15 protein-coding genes are annotated in these 14,963 nt (G+C 67.7%); 12 read left to right on the top strand and 3 right to left on the bottom strand.

Annotation, left to right across the window (positions count from 1 at the left end; all coding sequences use genetic code 11):
• The first annotated feature begins 151 nt into the window (after nt 1–151).
• The 3 genes from ABTZ43_RS14555 (at nt 152) to moaA (ending at nt 2,458) form a co-directional block, all read left to right on the top strand.
• On the top strand, nt 152–532 hold the full coding sequence (locus tag ABTZ43_RS14555) for a hypothetical protein (RefSeq protein WP_253385321.1): 381 nt from the start codon (nt 152–154) through the stop codon (nt 530–532).
• The gene (locus tag ABTZ43_RS14550) at nt 529–1,272 is read left to right on the top strand and encodes a hypothetical protein (RefSeq protein WP_350539334.1); all 744 of its coding nucleotides are present in this window, start codon (nt 529–531) and stop codon (nt 1,270–1,272) included. The genes ABTZ43_RS14555 and ABTZ43_RS14550 overlap by 4 nt, the downstream gene beginning before the upstream one ends.
• 100 nt (nt 1,273–1,372) lie before the next feature.
• Nucleotides 1,373–2,458 (top strand): GTP 3',8-cyclase MoaA, encoded by a 1,086-nt coding sequence (moaA, locus tag ABTZ43_RS14545; protein ID WP_350539333.1) that lies wholly within the window; start codon nt 1,373–1,375, stop codon nt 2,456–2,458.
• A 168-nt stretch (nt 2,459–2,626) separates the two neighbouring features.
• On the opposite strand, the gene ABTZ43_RS14540 is transcribed toward moaA, so the two are convergent.
• A complete protein-coding gene (locus tag ABTZ43_RS14540; RefSeq protein ID WP_056413606.1) occupies nt 2,627–3,841 on the bottom strand; it encodes an amidohydrolase in 1,215 nt (404 codons plus the stop codon).
• 10 nt (nt 3,842–3,851) lie between these two features.
• The gene (locus tag ABTZ43_RS14535; RefSeq protein ID WP_350539332.1) at nt 3,852–4,499 is read right to left on the bottom strand and encodes a TetR/AcrR family transcriptional regulator; all 648 of its coding nucleotides are present in this window, start codon (nt 4,497–4,499) and stop codon (nt 3,852–3,854) included.
• 166 nt (nt 4,500–4,665) lie between these two features.
• Here ABTZ43_RS14535 and ABTZ43_RS14530 point away from each other — a divergent pair, with 166 nt between their 5' ends.
• From ABTZ43_RS14530 to ABTZ43_RS14505, 6 genes are all read left to right on the top strand, one after another.
• Nucleotides 4,666–6,330: an ABC transporter substrate-binding protein gene (locus tag ABTZ43_RS14530; RefSeq protein WP_350539331.1), complete on the top strand. Its 1,665-nt coding sequence runs from the start codon at nt 4,666–4,668 to the stop codon at nt 6,328–6,330.
• Between the two features lie 311 nt (nt 6,331–6,641).
• Complete coding sequence (locus ABTZ43_RS14525) at nt 6,642–7,466, top strand: ABC transporter ATP-binding protein (RefSeq protein ID WP_149424066.1); 825 nt, start codon at nt 6,642–6,644, stop codon at nt 7,464–7,466.
• Nucleotides 7,463–8,269 (top strand): ABC transporter ATP-binding protein, encoded by an 807-nt coding sequence (locus tag ABTZ43_RS14520; RefSeq protein ID WP_350539330.1) that lies wholly within the window; start codon nt 7,463–7,465, stop codon nt 8,267–8,269. The genes ABTZ43_RS14525 and ABTZ43_RS14520 overlap by 4 nt, the downstream gene beginning before the upstream one ends.
• Nucleotides 8,266–9,354 (top strand): ABC transporter permease, encoded by a 1,089-nt coding sequence (locus ABTZ43_RS14515; protein ID WP_350539329.1) that lies wholly within the window; start codon nt 8,266–8,268, stop codon nt 9,352–9,354. Before ABTZ43_RS14520 ends, ABTZ43_RS14515 begins: the two co-directional genes overlap by 4 nt.
• Nucleotide 9,355: 1 nt before the next feature.
• On the top strand, nt 9,356–10,459 hold the full coding sequence (locus ABTZ43_RS14510; protein ID WP_056413588.1) for an ABC transporter permease: 1,104 nt from the start codon (nt 9,356–9,358) through the stop codon (nt 10,457–10,459).
• Nucleotides 10,459–12,705: an exo-beta-d-1,3/1,6-glucosidase gene (locus tag ABTZ43_RS14505; RefSeq protein WP_350539328.1), complete on the top strand. Its 2,247-nt coding sequence runs from the start codon at nt 10,459–10,461 to the stop codon at nt 12,703–12,705. The genes ABTZ43_RS14510 and ABTZ43_RS14505 overlap by 1 nt, the downstream gene beginning before the upstream one ends.
• A gap of 16 nt (nt 12,706–12,721) precedes the next feature.
• Here ABTZ43_RS14505 and soxR read toward each other — a convergent pair whose 3' ends face one another.
• Nucleotides 12,722–13,207: a redox-sensitive transcriptional activator SoxR gene (gene soxR / locus ABTZ43_RS14500; protein WP_149424062.1), complete on the bottom strand. Its 486-nt coding sequence runs from the start codon at nt 13,205–13,207 to the stop codon at nt 12,722–12,724.
• A gap of 76 nt (nt 13,208–13,283) precedes the next feature.
• Between soxR and fdxA the strand changes: the two genes are divergently transcribed.
• The 3 genes from fdxA to ABTZ43_RS14485 are packed head-to-tail and all read left to right on the top strand — an operon-like array spanning nt 13,284 to nt 14,812.
• On the top strand, nt 13,284–13,610 hold the full coding sequence (gene fdxA, locus ABTZ43_RS14495) for a ferredoxin (protein ID WP_149424061.1): 327 nt from the start codon (nt 13,284–13,286) through the stop codon (nt 13,608–13,610).
• 12 nt (nt 13,611–13,622) lie between these two features.
• Complete coding sequence (locus ABTZ43_RS14490; protein ID WP_350539327.1) at nt 13,623–14,144, top strand: flavin reductase family protein; 522 nt, start codon at nt 13,623–13,625, stop codon at nt 14,142–14,144.
• A 38-nt stretch (nt 14,145–14,182) separates the two neighbouring features.
• Entirely contained in the window at nt 14,183–14,812 is a 630-nt protein-coding gene (locus ABTZ43_RS14485; protein ID WP_149424059.1) for a superoxide dismutase, read from the top strand.
• The last annotated feature ends 151 nt before the right edge of the window (nt 14,813–14,963 follow it).

Raw genomic sequence — 14,963 nt, 5'->3', positions numbered from 1 at the left:
ACCTCCTCCTGGCAGGAGAGGCGATGAGTCCGAATGGTGACTACCGCGTCGTCGGCATCGTCAAACACTGGACATCGGCGCTGAGTACGGCGCCTGCAAGCGCGCTCGAGGTGCGGGCGTGGATCCGCCCATATGAATCAAAGGAGATCTCATGAACAAGAAGATGGCAGCGCTTGCGGTGCCAGCAGCCGCAATCCTGGGAATCGCTTTGCTGACAAGTCCCAGCTATGCCGCAACCGGTGGCGTTACCTCCCCCTCCGAAGCGGTTATCGTCGCCGCCGTCGGAAACACGGACTACGTGTCGTCCATCCAGCCGATGACCCCGTACCCGTGGGGATACTACGCGACGAAGGCGAAGTGCCAAGCGGCCGGCAAAGCACACATTGCCAACAACCCCGGTGCGTTCTACGGGTACTACTGCGTGATGGGAACGGGCGCGAATCGAGACAAGTGGCAGCTCTACATGGACGAGAAGGACTGCCTCGATCGAGTTGCACCCACTCTGACCCGCGAGCGTCTGGCCGCCGTGTGACGAAGCAGCAACGAGCGACGCGCCGGTGCACCATCGGCGCGTCGCTCGCGATCGTGCTGTGCGTCGCGTCGGCCGGGTGCAGTACTCCCGATCAACAGATTCTCCCGGTGACGGTCAACGGCACAGAGTTCACGACGACGTGGAGGGATGTTGCCGATGGCACCGACCTTCTCGGGGTGGCGGTGTTGTTCAGTGAGGGAATCGGCGCGAGCGATGAGACCTTGAAAGAAGAACTCCACCGTTCCGGTCTGGCAACAGTCACGGTGAGCACGGACAACGCCGTTGATCCCGCCGACGTGCAAGGAGTGCTCGCCGAAATCGAGAAGAAAGCCGTCGCTCGGCCTGTGTGCGTCGTCGGGGTAGGCGACGCGGGGACTCCGATCTGGAGCGCCCTATCCAACGCGGATGCCTCGATAATTGCAGCGGTTCTTGTCGCCGCACCACTCCCGAGCGCTGCGGTCGACTACGCGTCTTTCAACCAAATCTCCGTCCGCGGCATCTATGCCGAAAACAGTGACGCATACGACAACGATTTTCAGATCAACCATGAAAGCATGCAGGCGGTCAACACTCCTCACGACTTTCTCATCTTCGGAGGGGACAGCGGTGATCGATTCTTCGACCCCAGCTCTTCTGGCTTTCACGGTCCCACAGTGACCGCAGCAGTAGACGGCATCGCCGACTGGTGCGCGGCGAGGATCACCCTGGGTCGAGTCGAAACCGCTGAGCACTCGCACTGAAGGTCGGCGACCTGGCAATATGCCGGTCGTCGTGCCCGTGCGGGCCGCAGTGTCGGCGGCGCGGGTAGTCTCGGAACATGTCGGGGAGAGGGAGACGGCGATGACGGCTGTGCCGGTCGTCATCGGGATGCGGGCGCCGAGCGCGGCGGTGCTCGACGATGTCGCGCCCGCGTCGCAGGGACTCGTCGACACCCACGGGCGTGTGCACCGCGATCTGCGCATCTCGCTGACCGACCGCTGCTCGCTGCGCTGCACCTATTGCATGCCCGAGCAGGGCAACGAGTGGCTCGCCCGCACCAGCATCCTCTCGACCGACGAGATCGTCGAGGTGGCGCAGGTCGCCGCATCGCTCGGCATCCGCACGTTCCGCCTCACGGGCGGCGAGCCGCTGCTGCGCGCGGACATCATCGACGTCGTGCGCCGGGTCTCGCGCATCGAGGGAGATGAGGGCCCCGTCGAGGTCGCGATGACGACGAACGGCATCACGCTGGCGAAGAAGCTCCCCGATCTGATCGATGCGGGCCTCACGCGTCTGAACATCAGCATCGACACGGTCGACCGGCAGCGCTTCGCCGACCTCACCCGCCGGGATCGCATCGACGACGTGTTCGAGGGCATCGCGGCAGCCGCGGCATCCGACCTCCGTCCGCTCAAGCTCAACACGGTCGCCATGCGCGGCGTGAACGACGACGAGCTGCCCGACCTGGTCGCGTTCGCGATGGAGGTCGGCGCGCAGCTGCGCTTCATCGAGCAGATGCCGCTCGACGCCGGGCACACGTGGGACCGCGCCTCGATGGTCACGCGTGAGGAGATCCTCGAGAAGCTCAGCGCGCGGTGGAGCCTCGAGCCGGTTCCCGGCCGTGGCGGCGCGCCCGCCGAGAAGTGGCGCATCGACGGCGGACCGCACGAGGTCGGCGTCATCGCCTCGGTCACGGCTCCGTTCTGCGGCGCCTGCGACCGACTGCGGCTCACCGCCGACGGTCAGCTGCGCAACTGCCTGTTCTCCAACGCCGAGTACGACCTGATCGACTCGCTCCGCGGACCGGCGGCGTCTGATCCCGCCCAGCGCGCCGCGGCGATCGGAGCGATGCTGCGCTCGTGCGTGCACGGCAAGCTGCCGGGGCACGCGATCAACGATCCGTCGTTCCTGCAGCCGGCTCGCGGTATGAACGCCATCGGCGGCTGAGTCTCAGCGCTCTCACGTCTCAGCGCTCTCAAGACTCAGCGCTCTCAAGACTCAGCGCGACTCGGCGTTCACAATTCAGCAGAGAGCGAGCGTTCCGCGTACTCGGCGGATGAAATCGGCTCGTTCCTGGCCGTTCTTGCTGAATTGCGAAAGGCGAATTGAGAAGCCTCAGCCGAGGAACTCCCGCGCAGCCGATGACAGCGCGGTCACGCCGACCTCGATCGTCGGGTGGATCTCCGGCGCGAAGAACGGCGAGTGGTTGGTGGGGATGTCCTTGTCGAGCGTTCCCGCGGCCGCCGATGCCGCGAACTTCACGGGGTCGACGCCTCCCCAGAACCAGAACACCAGCGGTGCGCCCGTGTCACGGGCGAACCACGAGACGTCCTCGCTGCCCGTGAACATGCCGGGGTCGACGACGGCCGCCTCGCCGAGCGCGCGCTGCAGCGCGGTGGTCACGCGAGCGGTGGCCTCCGCGTCGTTGATCGTGGGCGGCAGCGTGTGGTCGGTGCGGATCTCGGGCTCACGCTCGGCTCCGGATGCCGCGGCCTCGGCCCGCACGATGCGCTCGACGCTCGCGAGCACCTTGTCGCGCATCTCGTCGTTCGGGTAGCGCAGGCTGAGTTCGAGCTTGGCCTCGGCGGGGATGATGTTGTTCTTGAGTCCGGCGTGGATCGAGCCGACCGTCACGACCGCGACGTCGCGCGGGTCGACCTCGCGAGAGGCGACGGTCTGCAGTCGCATGACGGTCGCCGCGGCCATCACGATCGGATCGATCGTGGAGTGGGGTCGGGATCCGTGTCCGCCCCGGCCGTGCAGCGTCACGGTGAGGCCGTCGGATGCCGCCATCTGCGTACCGGGGCGCACGCCGATCGTGCCGGCGGGCAGCGGGGTGACGTGCTGACCGAGCACGATGTCGGGAGTGGGGGCGATGTCGAGGAGTCCGCCGTCGAGCATCGCGCGCGAGCCCGCTCCGTACTCCTCTGCAGGCTGGATCAGCACGACGAGGGTGCCCGCCCACTCGCCGCGCTCGGCGACGAGCTTCTCGACGGCGCCGATCATGGCGGTGACGTGCATGTCGTGCCCGCACGCGTGCATCACGGGAACGGTGTTCCCGGCGGGGTCGATGCCGGTCGCGGTGCTGGCATAGGCGAGGCCGGTCTCCTCGCCGACGGGCAGTGCGTCCATGTCGGCGCGTACCCAGACCACGGGGCCGTCGCCGTTGCGCAGGATGCCGACCACCCCGGTGACCCCGATGCCCTCGTGCACGTCGAGCCCGAGATCACGCAGGTGGCCGGCGGCGATGCCGGCGGTGCGCGTCTCCTGGAACGAGAGCTCGGGATGCTGGTGCAGGTCGGTGTAGAGCGCTTCGAGGTCGATCGTCATGGCCCCGAGCCTACTCGCGCACGTACGACTCCAGCGCGGGTCCGGGGTGAAGGACGCCGTTGACGATCGCCCTGATCGCGAACTCGCTCGCCCCGCCCAGGTCGACGACGTCGCGGTGCAGCAACCACTGCAGCTGCAGGCCGTCCATCACCGCGAGGATGCTCGCCGCGCCGGTCGCGATCGTGTCGGGCTCGTCGACGCCCTCCTGCGCGCAGAGCAGTTGGAACGCCTCGGTCACCTCGCGGCGGAGCGTCGTGTAGCGCTCCTCGAAGTACTCGCGGCCGGGGTGGTTGTCGGTGACCGACTCCGACGAGAGCACGGTGTACGCCTGCACGATCCCGGGACGAAGCTCATTGGAGATCGCGGTCCGCACGAGGTGCAGGAAGAGCTCGGGGCCTCTCGGGATGCGCTTCTCGGCGAGCTCGGCGACGTCGGCCTGATCTCGGTAGGCGAGCACCTCGAGCAGCAGGTTCTGCTTCGAGCCGAAGTGGTGCAGCACGCCCGCGTGGGTGATCCCCACCTGCTCGGCGACGTCGGCGAGGGTGCCGTTGGTCGACCCCTTGTTGCCGAAGATCTCGACGGCGGCTTTGAGGATCAGCTCGCGCTTCTCGCGCGTCGCCGGTCGGACGTTCGCGGGTGCGGCAGAGTCCTTCGCCATCGTCACTCCTCTCCTGCACCGGTGCCTGATCTGGATCGTACTTGCCAACTCTACTTACCAACGAGTAACCTCGCACCAGTTTACTTTCTCGTCAGTAAGCTAATTCGTCGGATGCCCGTGCAGCCGACGGTCACACAGCACAATGACCCGTGCCCAAGGAGAAGCAATGAAGCTCAGAAAGTCCCTGATCGCTGCCGCGGCGATCTCCGCCCTGGGAGTCTCGGCCCTCGCCGGCTGCGCTGCCGGAGGAACGAACGACAGCGGTGGCGACGGCTCGGCCGCGCTGACCATCGCGAAGCCCGACGGGGCGATCACCACCGAGTCCAACAACCCGTACGTCGGCGACTCCTCCGCCTCGAAGTACGGCTACGGCAAGGTGATCTTCGAGACGCTCGGCCTCGTGAACCAGACCGGCGACCGCGAGGTCACCCCGTGGCTGGCCGAGAGCATCGAGTGGAACGACGACTTCACCGCTGTCACGGTCGTGCCGCGCAAGGACGTCACCTGGAGCGACGGCGAGCCCTTCACCGCCGATGACATCGTGTTCACGTACGAGCTCGTCTCCACGCCCGCCCTCGACACCGCGGGCCTCAAGTTCGAGGGCGCGACCGTCGAGGGCGACGCCGTGACCCTCACCTTCGGGGAGTCGAAGTTCGTGAACCAGGCCCGCGTACTGCACGTGCCGATCGTCCCGAAGCACATCTGGGAGAAGTTCGACGAGCCGGCGACCGATCCGGTGAAGGGTGACGACCTCGTCGGCACCGGTCCCTACGCGATGTCGAACTGGTCGACCGAGTCGGTCACCCTCGAAGCCCGCGACGACTACTGGGGCGGAGACCTGGCGGTCCCCGAGCTGCACTACGTCTCGTACGGCGACAACACCGCGCTGACCACGGCGCTCGCGCAGGGCGAGGCCGACTGGGCGCAGGCGTTCATCCCGCAGATCCAGGAGCAGTTCCTCGACGCCGACCCCGAGCACAACAAGTTCTTCGTCGCGCCGACGACCGGGTCGGCGACCCTGTTCATGAACCTCCAGCAGAAGCCGTTCGACGACGTCGTGTTCCGCCAGGCGCTCGCCTGGGTCATCGACCGCGACGCGTACGTCGACATCGCCCGCGAGGGCGCCAGCGAGCCGGTGTGGTCCGTGACCGGGCTCTCGTCGATCCTCGAAGACGAGATCCAGCCGGAGTTCCAGGGCGAGGACTACTCCGTCGACGCCGAGAAGGCCCGCGGTCTGCTCGAAGACGCCGGATACACCTGGAAGGACGACGCACTGATCGACCCCGACGGCACGCCCGTCTCGTTCACGCTCTCGGTCCCCTCGGGGTGGAGCGACTGGAACACCGCGCAGGAGCTCATCGCCGAGGATGTGACCGAGGCGATCGGCGCCGAGGTCAAGATCGACATGCCCGACTGGGGCGGCTGGGCCGGACCCCGCGACGAAGGCACCTTCTCGGCCATCATCCACTGGCTCGAGGACAGCGGCACGGCCTACGGCCTCTACACGTCGACCATGGACCCGCGGTGGATCTCGCCCGAGGGCATCGCCGGATTCAACTTCGGACGCTTCGACGACCCGGTCGCGACCGAGGCGCTGAACGCCTACGCGAACGCCTCGTCCGACGACGTCCGCACGTCGTCGATCACGACGCTGGAGCAGATCTTCGTCGACCAGGTCCCGGCGATCCCGCTCGGTGCCCACCCGCTTCTGGGTGAGTACAACACGCGCAACTACGTGGGGTGGCCGTCGGAGGACGACCCGTACGCCTCGGGCGACCCGACGCAGCAGAACGTCGTGATGATCCTCACCAAGCTGAAGCCGGCCGAGTAGCCCTTCGTCTCGCCCCGCTCGCTCAGGGACCGGGACTGCGGCTCCGGTTCGGGAGTGGGACGTCTGGCCAATGGCCCTTCGTCTCGCTCCGCTCGCTCAGGGACCGGTGTTGCGGCGCAGGTTCGGGAGTGGGACGTCTGGCCGGTGGCCCTTCGTCTCGCTCCGCTCGCTCAGGGACCGGTGCTTAGGCTCCGGTTCCTGCGCGGGACCGGTCGTCGGCTCCGGTTCCTGTGCGGGCCCGGTGCTGCGGTACGGGTTCCTGAGCGAGGAGCGGAGCGACGAGACGAAGGACCCAGACGAAGGAAGACCCCATGTCAGAACCACTTCTCAGCGTGCGCGGCCTCTCGGTCGTGTACGACGTCGATCCGCCCGTCGAGGCGGTGAAGAACGTGACCCTCGAACTGCGGCGGGGCGAGATCCTCGGTCTCGCCGGTGAGAGCGGATGCGGCAAGACGACCCTCGCCTACGGGGTGCAGCGACTGCTCCGCGCACCGGCCGTCATCTCCGGCGGCAGCGTCACCTTCCACGACGCCTCCGGCGTCGACGTCGACATCAACGCCCTCGACGTGGATGCCATGCAGCGCTTCCGCTGGGACAAGGTGTCGATGGTCTTCCAGGGCGCGATGAACGCGCTCAACCCGGTCGCGACGATCGGCTCGCAATTGGAGGACGTGTTCGAGATCCACCGACCGGACATGACCCGCAGACAGCGTCGAGCGGAGGCCGAGGAGCTGCTCGAGATCGTCAAGGTGGGGCGCCAGCGCATCCGCTCCTTCCCGCATGAGCTCTCCGGCGGCATGCGCCAGCGCGTGATGATCGCGATGGCGCTGGCCCTCCGCCCGCAGCTCATGGTCATGGATGAGCCGACCACCGCTCTCGACGTGCTGGTGCAGCGTGAGATCCTCAGCCAGATCTCGCAGCTGCGCCATGAGTTCGGCTTCTCGGTCATCTTCATCACGCACGACCTTCCGCTGCTGCTCGAGATCAGCGATCGCATCGCCATCATGCGCGAGGGCGAGATCGTCGAGCTGGCCTCGGCCGAGAAGATCTGGACCGATCCGCAGAACGACTACACGAAGACGCTGCTGTCGTCTTTCCCCCGTCTCACCGGCGCGCGAGGAGTGCTGACACGATGACGACCCTTGAGTTCACCCATGTCACCAAGACGTACAACGTCCGCGGCGCCGGGCGCCTGAAGGCGCTCGACGACGTCAGCTTCACCCTGACCTCGGGGCAGACGATCGGCCTCGTCGGCCAGTCCGGCAGCGGCAAGTCGACGATCGCGAAGATCCTCACGCAGCTCGAGACGCCCACCAGCGGCGAGGTCCGCCTCGACGGCAGTCCGATCCCGCGGCGCGGCCGAGGTCTGCGCCGTTACCGGCAGCAGCTGCGCATGGTGTTCCAGGACCCCTTCGCCTCGCTCAACCCGTATCACTCGATCCGGTACCACCTGGAGCGTCCGATCCGCCTCGACGATGTCGTGCCCAAGGATCAGACCGAGGCGGAGGTGCGCAGACTCCTGGAGCGGGTCAGGCTCGACGCGGATGCCGTGATCGACCGCCGTCCGCACGAGCTGTCGGGCGGACAGAGGCAGCGTGTGGCGATCGCCCGCGCGCTCGCCTCCCGCCCGTCGCTGCTCGTCGCCGACGAGCCGGTGTCGATGCTCGACGTGTCGATCCGCCTCGGGGTGCTGAACCTGCTCGCCGATCTGCAGCGCGAGGAGGGCCTCGGCGTGCTCTACATCACTCATGACCTCGCCACCGCGCGGCACTTCAGCGACAAGATCATGGTGCTCAACCAGGGTCGGGTCGTCGAGTACGGCGACGCCGACGACGTCATCCTCAACCCGCAGGACCCCTACACGCGAGAGCTGCGGGCGGCGTCGCCCGATCCCGACACGCACTTCGCGACCGCCGGACCGCACGGAGGTGCACAGTGACCACCGCATCGCCCGAGCTCGGGCAGTTCGAGCAACAGGACCGCGACGCTCTCGAGGTCGGCACGACCGCGACCACCGCCGAGAAAGGACGCGTACTCGTGCCCTGGCGGTTCTTCGCGGGGCGGGCGGGCTTCTACCTGTTCACGCTCTGGGCCGCCATCACGATCAACTTCTTCCTGCCCCGGTTCATGAAGGGCGATGCGGTCAGCTCCTACCTCGCCCGCAACCGCAACATCAGTCCGGAGGCGGCCGACTCGCTGCGCATCCTGCTCGGCATCGACACCGACAAGTCGATGTGGCAGCAGTACGTCGACTACTGGGCGATGCTGTTCCGCGGCGACCTCGGCATCTCGACCCTGCACGGGCTGCGACCCGTCGCAGAGGTGCTCAGCTCGGCCCTTCCCTGGACGCTCGGCCTGGTCGGACTCGCGACGATCATCTCGTTCGCGCTCGGCACCGCCGGCGGGGCGATCGTCGGCTGGAAGCGCGGCAGCAGGCTCGACGCGCTCATCCCGATCACGACGTTCTTCAACACGATCCCGTACTTCTGGCTGGGGCTGATCGCGATCGCGATCTTCTCGTCGACCCTCAAGTGGTTCCCCTCGTCGCACGCGTACGGCAAGGGGCAGTCGCCGGAGTGGAGCCTCGACTTCATCGGCCAGGTGATCGCGCACGGCACCCTGCCCGCGGTGACGATCATCATCGCGTCGCTCGGCGGCTGGATGCTGGGCATGCGCAACATGATGCTCACGGTGCTCGACGAGGACTACATCACCGTCGCCCAGGCCAAGGGCATGCCCAACCGTCGCGTGCTCTGGGCGTACGCCGCCCGCAACGCGGTGCTTCCTCAGGTGCAGAGCTTCGCGCTCTCGATCGGCTTCATCGTCGGCGGCACGATCGTGATGGAGATGGTGTTCAGCTACCCCGGTGTCGGCAAGCTCCTGCTCGACGCCACCAATGCGAAGGACTTCGCCCTGATGCAGGGGGTGTTCCTGGTGATCACGCTGTCGGTGCTGGTCGCCAACATCCTCGCTGACATCGTCTACGCATACCTCGACCCGCGCACGCGCCAGACGGAGGCCTGACATGAGCGTTCCCACCTCGACCGAGAACACCGCCCCAGACGGACGCATGATCCCGACGGGGATGCCGGAGACGGCGACGTTCCGCACGCCCGGCGACACGGCGCCGCCGCGCAAGACCTTCTGGACGCAGCTGGTGCAGGCGTTCGCGATGTTCCGCAATCCGAAGTCGATCGCCGGGCTCATCATCCTCGGGGTCTTCGTGCTGGTCGCGATCTTCGCCCCGCTGCTCGCCCCCTACGGCCCCACGCAGAAGGACCGCACAGCGCTGCGCCAGGCGCCCTCCTTCGACCACTGGCTCGGCACCACGCACATGGGTGAGGACGTGCTCAGCCAGCTCATCTTCGGCACGCGCGGCGTGGTGGTCGTCGGATTCCTCTCGGCGATCATCGCGACCGTCATCGCGATCACGATCGGCGTCATCGCCGGGTACGTGCGCGGATGGAAGAGCGAGTCCCTCTCGGCGCTCACGAACGTGTTCCTGGTGATCCCCGGCATCCCGCTGATCATCATCGTCGCCTCGCAGTTCGAGAACCCGCCGCTCATCGTGATCGCCGCGGTGCTGGGGCTCACCGGATGGGCCTGGGGTGCGCGCGTGCTGCGGGCGCAGACGATGTCGCTGCGCAACCGCGACTTCATCCAGGCGGCCCGCGCCAACGGTGAGCCGCTGCACCGCATCATCACCGTCGAGATGCTGCCGAACCTGATGGCGCTGATCGCGTCGAGCTTCGTCGGCACGGTCACCGCGGCGATCCTCGGTCTCACCACCCTCGCCTTCATCGGCGTGATCCCTGTGAGCAATCTCAATTGGGGCACGATCCTGTTCTGGGCGCAGCAGAACGGCGCGTTCCCGCGCCTGTGGTGGTGGTATGTGCCGGCAGGTCTCTGCATCGCGATCATCGGCGTCGCACTGTCGCTGATCAACTTCGGCATCGACGAGTACGTGAACCCGAGGCTGCGGTCGGCGGGTGAGCGCGCCCGCGCCATGAAGAAGAAGGGGCTCGACGTGAACGCCCCGGTGACGGCGGTGCGCGAGGTGCCCGTCGCGGGCGCCGACCCGGCGACCTCTCAGACGACCCAGATCCAGAACCCGAATACTCAGAAGTGATGACCTCTCAGACACTGACCGAATCCATGCCCTACCTCGATCCCGAACTGCCGATCGCGGCCCGCGTCGCCGACCTCCTCGACCGCATGACGGTCGAGGAGAAGGTCGGGCAGATGCTGCAGCTCGACGCGCGCGACGACCTCGACGACCATGTCCTCGGTCGCCACGTCGGCTCGATCCTGCACACCTCGCCCGAGCGCATCGTCCGGGCGAACGAGCTGACGTCGCAGACACGGCTGCGCATCCCGCTGCTGGTCGGGGAGGACTGCATCCACGGCCACTCGTTCTGGCCCGGGGCGACGATCTACCCCACTCAGCTCGGCATGGCGGCGACGTGGAATGCCGACCTCGTCGAGCAGGTCGCCAGGGCCACCGCGGTCGAGGTCGCGGCGACCGGCGTGCACTGGACGTTCTCTCCGGTGCTGTGCATCGCGCGAGACCTGCGCTGGGGGCGCATCGACGAGACCTTCGGCGAAGACCCCTTCCTGATCGGGGAGCTCGCCTCGGCCATGGTGCGCGGCTATCAGGGCCGGGGTCTGGACGACCCGACCGCGATCCTCGCCACGGCCAAGCACTTCGCCGGGTACTCCGAGACCCAGGGCGGGCGCGACGCCAGCGAGGCCGACATCTCGCGACGCAAGCTGCGATCGTGGTTCCTGCCTCCGTTCGAGCGGGTCGCCCGCGAGGGGTGCCGTACGTTCATGCTCGGCTACCAGACCACCGACGGCGTGCCGATCACGGTCAACGACTGGCTGCTCAGCGATGTGCTGCGCGGCGAATGGGGCTACACCGGCACGCTCATCACCGACTGGGACAACGTCGGACGTATGGTGTGGGAGCAGCAGGTGCAGCCCGACTACGTGCATGCGTCCGCCGCGGCGGTGCGCGCCGGCAACGACATGATCATGAACACGCCCGGTTTCTTCCAGGGAGCCCTCGACGCGGTGGCGAACGGGATGCTGGCGGAAGACGCGTTCGACGACGCCGTCGCCCGCATCCTGACCCTGAAGTTCGAGCTCGGCCTCTTCGAAGACCCCCGTCTGCCGCAGGACGGGCTGGATGCGGTCGTCGGCAGCGCCGCGCACGCCGCGCTCAACCTCGAGACGGCCCGCCGCTCGCTGGTGCTCCTCGAGAACGACGGAACGCTGCCGCTCGACGCCGCAGCGGCGCTGAAAGTGGCGGTGGTGGGGCCGCTCGCCGACGACGCGCAGACGCAGCTCGGCGACTGGGCCGGTGGATCGGGCCAGGCCGGCTGGCTCGACGGTCAGCCGCGCGAGATGATCACGACCGTGCTCGACGGACTCGCGGGAGTCGACGGATGGGCCGTCAGTCACGCCCGTGGCGCCGACATCCTCACCCTCGAGGAGGATCCGCTCGGCGCGACCTTCCCCGACGGGCAGCCCCGACCGCCTGTGGTCGTGCCGGCCGAGGCGAACGAGGCGCTGATCGCGGAGGCGGTGGCGGCCGCCGAGGCATCCGACATCGTGGTCGCGGTCGTGGGGGACCGCATCGAGCTCGTCGGCGAGGGACGCTCCACCGCGACCCTCGAGCTGATCGGCGGACAGAACGCGATGCTCGATGCGCTGATCGCCACCGGAACGCCGGTCGTCGTCGTGCTGCTCGCATCGAAGCCGCTCGTGCTCCCGGCATCCGTCTCGCGCGCTGCCGCCGTGATCTGGGCCGCGAATCCGGGCATGCAGGGCGGTCGCGCGCTCGCCGAGGTCATCACGGGCGCGGTCGAGCCGTCTGGGCGCCTGCCGATCTCGTTCGCGCGCCATGTCGGACAGCAGCCGACCTATTACAACCAGATCCGCGGACAGCACGGCGACCGCTACGCCGATCTCACCCAGTCCCCGGCCTGGGCGTTCGGCGAGGGGCTGTCGTACTCGACGGTCGACTATTCGCAGCTCGTGCTCGCGGCGGATGCTCTCGCGCTCGGCGATACCGTCGTGGCAGACGTGACGGTGACGAACACCGGCGCGCGTCCGGTGCGCGAGACCGTGCAGGTGTACGTGCGCGATGTCGTGACGAGCGTGAGCTGGACCGACAAGGAGCTCAAGACCTACCGGCAGGTCGATCTGGCGCCGGGGGAGAGTCGCGCCGTGCGGGTCGAGGTGCCCGTGGCCGACTGCTCGATCGTCGATGCCGCGGGAACGCGCCTCGTCGAGCCCGGAGAGTTCGCCCTCCTGGTCGGACCGAGCTCCCGCGACGACGTGCTGCTGAGCGCCGCGTTCTCGGTGGCCTGAGTGGTGACGGGGGCGCTCAGGCGTCCTCGTCGCCACTCAGGCGCCGAGGTCCTGCACCCTGGCTGCCGAGCGCGTCGTCGGGGTTGAGCAGCCCACACGCCTTCATCGACAGGCAGCCGCAGCCGATGCATCCGGTCAGCTCGCGCTCGAGCCGCTCGATGCCCTCACGGCGCTTCTCGAGCTCGCGCTTCCACCGGCGCGATGCGCGCTGCCAGTCCTCGTGACTGGGCGTCTGCGTGAGGGGGACGTCGGCGAATGCGTCCTGCACGTCGGAGAGAGGGATGCCGAGGCGTTTCGCGACCGTGATGAGTGACACCCGGCGCAGCATGTGGCGCGCGTAGCGGCGCTGATTGCCGGCCGTGCGCGTCGATGCGATGAGCCCGAGGCCCTCGTAGAAATGCAGGGCTGACGGCGCGACGCCGGTGCGCCGGCTCATCTCGCCGATCGTCAGCGGCTCGTCAGGGCCGTGGAGGGCACGATCGGAATCTGTCTCTGCGGTCATCTCGACCTCCTCGATTTGACCTCAAGCGTACTTGAGGTCTTACGGTTGCACATGTGACCGCGACAGGAAGTGACCGATGACATACGTGATCGCGCTACCCTGCGTCGATGTCAAGGATCGTGCATGCATCGACGAATGTCCGGTGGACTGCATCTATGAGGGCGAGCGCTCGCTGTACATCCACCCGGACGAATGCGTCGACTGCGGCGCGTGCGAGCCGGTCTGCCCGGTCGAGGCGATCTACTACGAGGATGACCTGCCCGACGAGTGGCGGGACTACTACAAGGCCAACGTCGAGTTCTTCGACGAGCTGGGATCCCCGGGCGGCGCCGCGAAGCTCGGCGTCATCGAGCGGGATCATCCGATCATCACAGTCCTTCCGCCCCAGGGCGCACCAGAATGAGCAGGAACCCGAATGAGCACTGACCAGCATCCCGCGGCCCCGGTCCCCTCCCCGGTCGGTGAGGGACTCAAGGCCGCCTTCCGTGCGCATCCGGCAGGGGTCGCGATCATCACCGCGATGACCCCTGCGGGCCCGGTCGGCCTCACGGCGTCGAGCGTCGCATCCGTCGCGGTCGACCCCGCCGCGATCGTGTTCTCGGTGACCAGGGCCACCGGCAGCGCGGGCGCGATCCTCAACGCGGAGTCGTTCGTCGTGCACCTCATCGATGACGAGCATTCGGCTCTGGCGCAGAGCTTCGCGGTGAGCGGGGCCGACCGCTTCACCCCCGAACAGGGGTGGAGCACCCTTCCGACCGGTGAGCCGTACCTCGCCGAGGCGCGCGCCGCGATGCGCGGTCACACGATGTCGACGGTCGCGGTCGGCTCATCGACCGTCGTGGTCGCCGAGATCGACGAGGTGCTGCTCGGGCGGCCGGGTCGACCGCTCGTCTACCTCGACCGCCGATTCCACACGCTGCCGAACGACCAGAACTGAACGCACCCAGAACTGAAGTCCGAACGAAAGGAACACGCATGACCACTCCGTACACCCTCCCCGAGCTGCCCTACGACTACTCGGCACTCGCCCCGCACATCTCGGGCAAGATCATGGAGCTGCACCACTCCAAGCATCACCAGGCCTATGTGACCGGTGCCAACACGGCCCTCGAGCAGCTGGCCGGCGCGCGCGAGTCGGGAGACTTCGCCGCCGTGAACAAGCTCGAGAAGGACCTCGCGTTCAACCTCGGCGGACACATCAACCACTCCGTGTTCTGGGAGAACCTGTCGCCCGACGGCGGCGGCAACCCCGAGGGCGAGCTGGAGGCCGCGCTGACCGATGCCTTCGGGTCGATCGACGCGTTCCGCGCGCACTTCACCGCGACCGCGCTCGGCGTGCAGGGCTCGGGCTGGGCGGTTCTCGCCTGGGACAGCGTCGGTGCTCGACCCGTCATCTTCCAGCTGTTCGACCAGCAGGGCAACGCGCCGCTCGGCGTCACCCCGCTGCTGCAGCTCGACGTCTGGGAGCACGCGTACTACCTCGACTACCTCAACGTGCGTGCCGACTACGTCAAGGCGTTCTGGGAACTCGTCAACTGGTCCGACGTGCAGCGCCGCTTCCAGTCCGTGCAGGAGAAGACCGCAGGGCTCATCGTCGCCCGCTGACCTGGTCGCGGGAGATCCGGTCTGCCGTTCATTCGGCTGACGGAATCCCGCGGGGCTGGCGGATGCCCAAGCAACGGCCACGCCGGCGCGGACAGTTCAGCCCAAAGTGCGCTGTGTGCCCGATCACCGGGGACCAGTGTCAGGGGCTGAC

Source organism: Microbacterium sp. NPDC097977 (genome assembly GCF_040302605.1).
Classification (GTDB): Bacteria; Actinomycetota; Actinomycetes; order Actinomycetales; family Microbacteriaceae; genus Microbacterium.
The sequence above is the reverse complement of the archived record's forward strand: the minus strand, read 5'-3'. Positions and strand labels throughout refer to the sequence as shown.

Excerpts from the sequence above, each read along its gene's own strand:
- ABTZ43_RS14530 (WP_350539331.1), top strand. The coding sequence starts at position 4,666 with ATGAAGCTCAGAAAGTCCCTGATCGCTGCCGCGGCGATCTCCGCCCTG.
- ABTZ43_RS14555 (WP_253385321.1), top strand. The coding sequence starts at position 152 with ATGAACAAGAAGATGGCAGCGCTTGCGGTGCCAGCAGCCGCAATCCTG.
- ABTZ43_RS14540 (WP_056413606.1), bottom strand. The coding sequence starts at position 3,841 with ATGACGATCGACCTCGAAGCGCTCTACACCGACCTGCACCAGCATCCC.
- moaA (WP_350539333.1), top strand. The coding sequence starts at position 1,373 with ATGACGGCTGTGCCGGTCGTCATCGGGATGCGGGCGCCGAGCGCGGCG.
- soxR (WP_149424062.1), bottom strand. The coding sequence starts at position 13,207 with ATGACCGCAGAGACAGATTCCGATCGTGCCCTCCACGGCCCTGACGAG.
- fdxA (WP_149424061.1), top strand. The coding sequence starts at position 13,284 with ATGACATACGTGATCGCGCTACCCTGCGTCGATGTCAAGGATCGTGCA.
- ABTZ43_RS14535 (WP_350539332.1), bottom strand. The coding sequence starts at position 4,499 with ATGGCGAAGGACTCTGCCGCACCCGCGAACGTCCGACCGGCGACGCGC.
- ABTZ43_RS14505 (WP_350539328.1), top strand. The coding sequence starts at position 10,459 with ATGACCTCTCAGACACTGACCGAATCCATGCCCTACCTCGATCCCGAA.
- ABTZ43_RS14520 (WP_350539330.1), top strand. The coding sequence starts at position 7,463 with ATGACGACCCTTGAGTTCACCCATGTCACCAAGACGTACAACGTCCGC.
- ABTZ43_RS14485 (WP_149424059.1), top strand. The coding sequence starts at position 14,183 with ATGACCACTCCGTACACCCTCCCCGAGCTGCCCTACGACTACTCGGCA.
- ABTZ43_RS14510 (WP_056413588.1), top strand. The coding sequence starts at position 9,356 with ATGAGCGTTCCCACCTCGACCGAGAACACCGCCCCAGACGGACGCATG.
- ABTZ43_RS14490 (WP_350539327.1), top strand. The coding sequence starts at position 13,623 with ATGAGCACTGACCAGCATCCCGCGGCCCCGGTCCCCTCCCCGGTCGGT.
- ABTZ43_RS14525 (WP_149424066.1), top strand. The coding sequence starts at position 6,642 with ATGTCAGAACCACTTCTCAGCGTGCGCGGCCTCTCGGTCGTGTACGAC.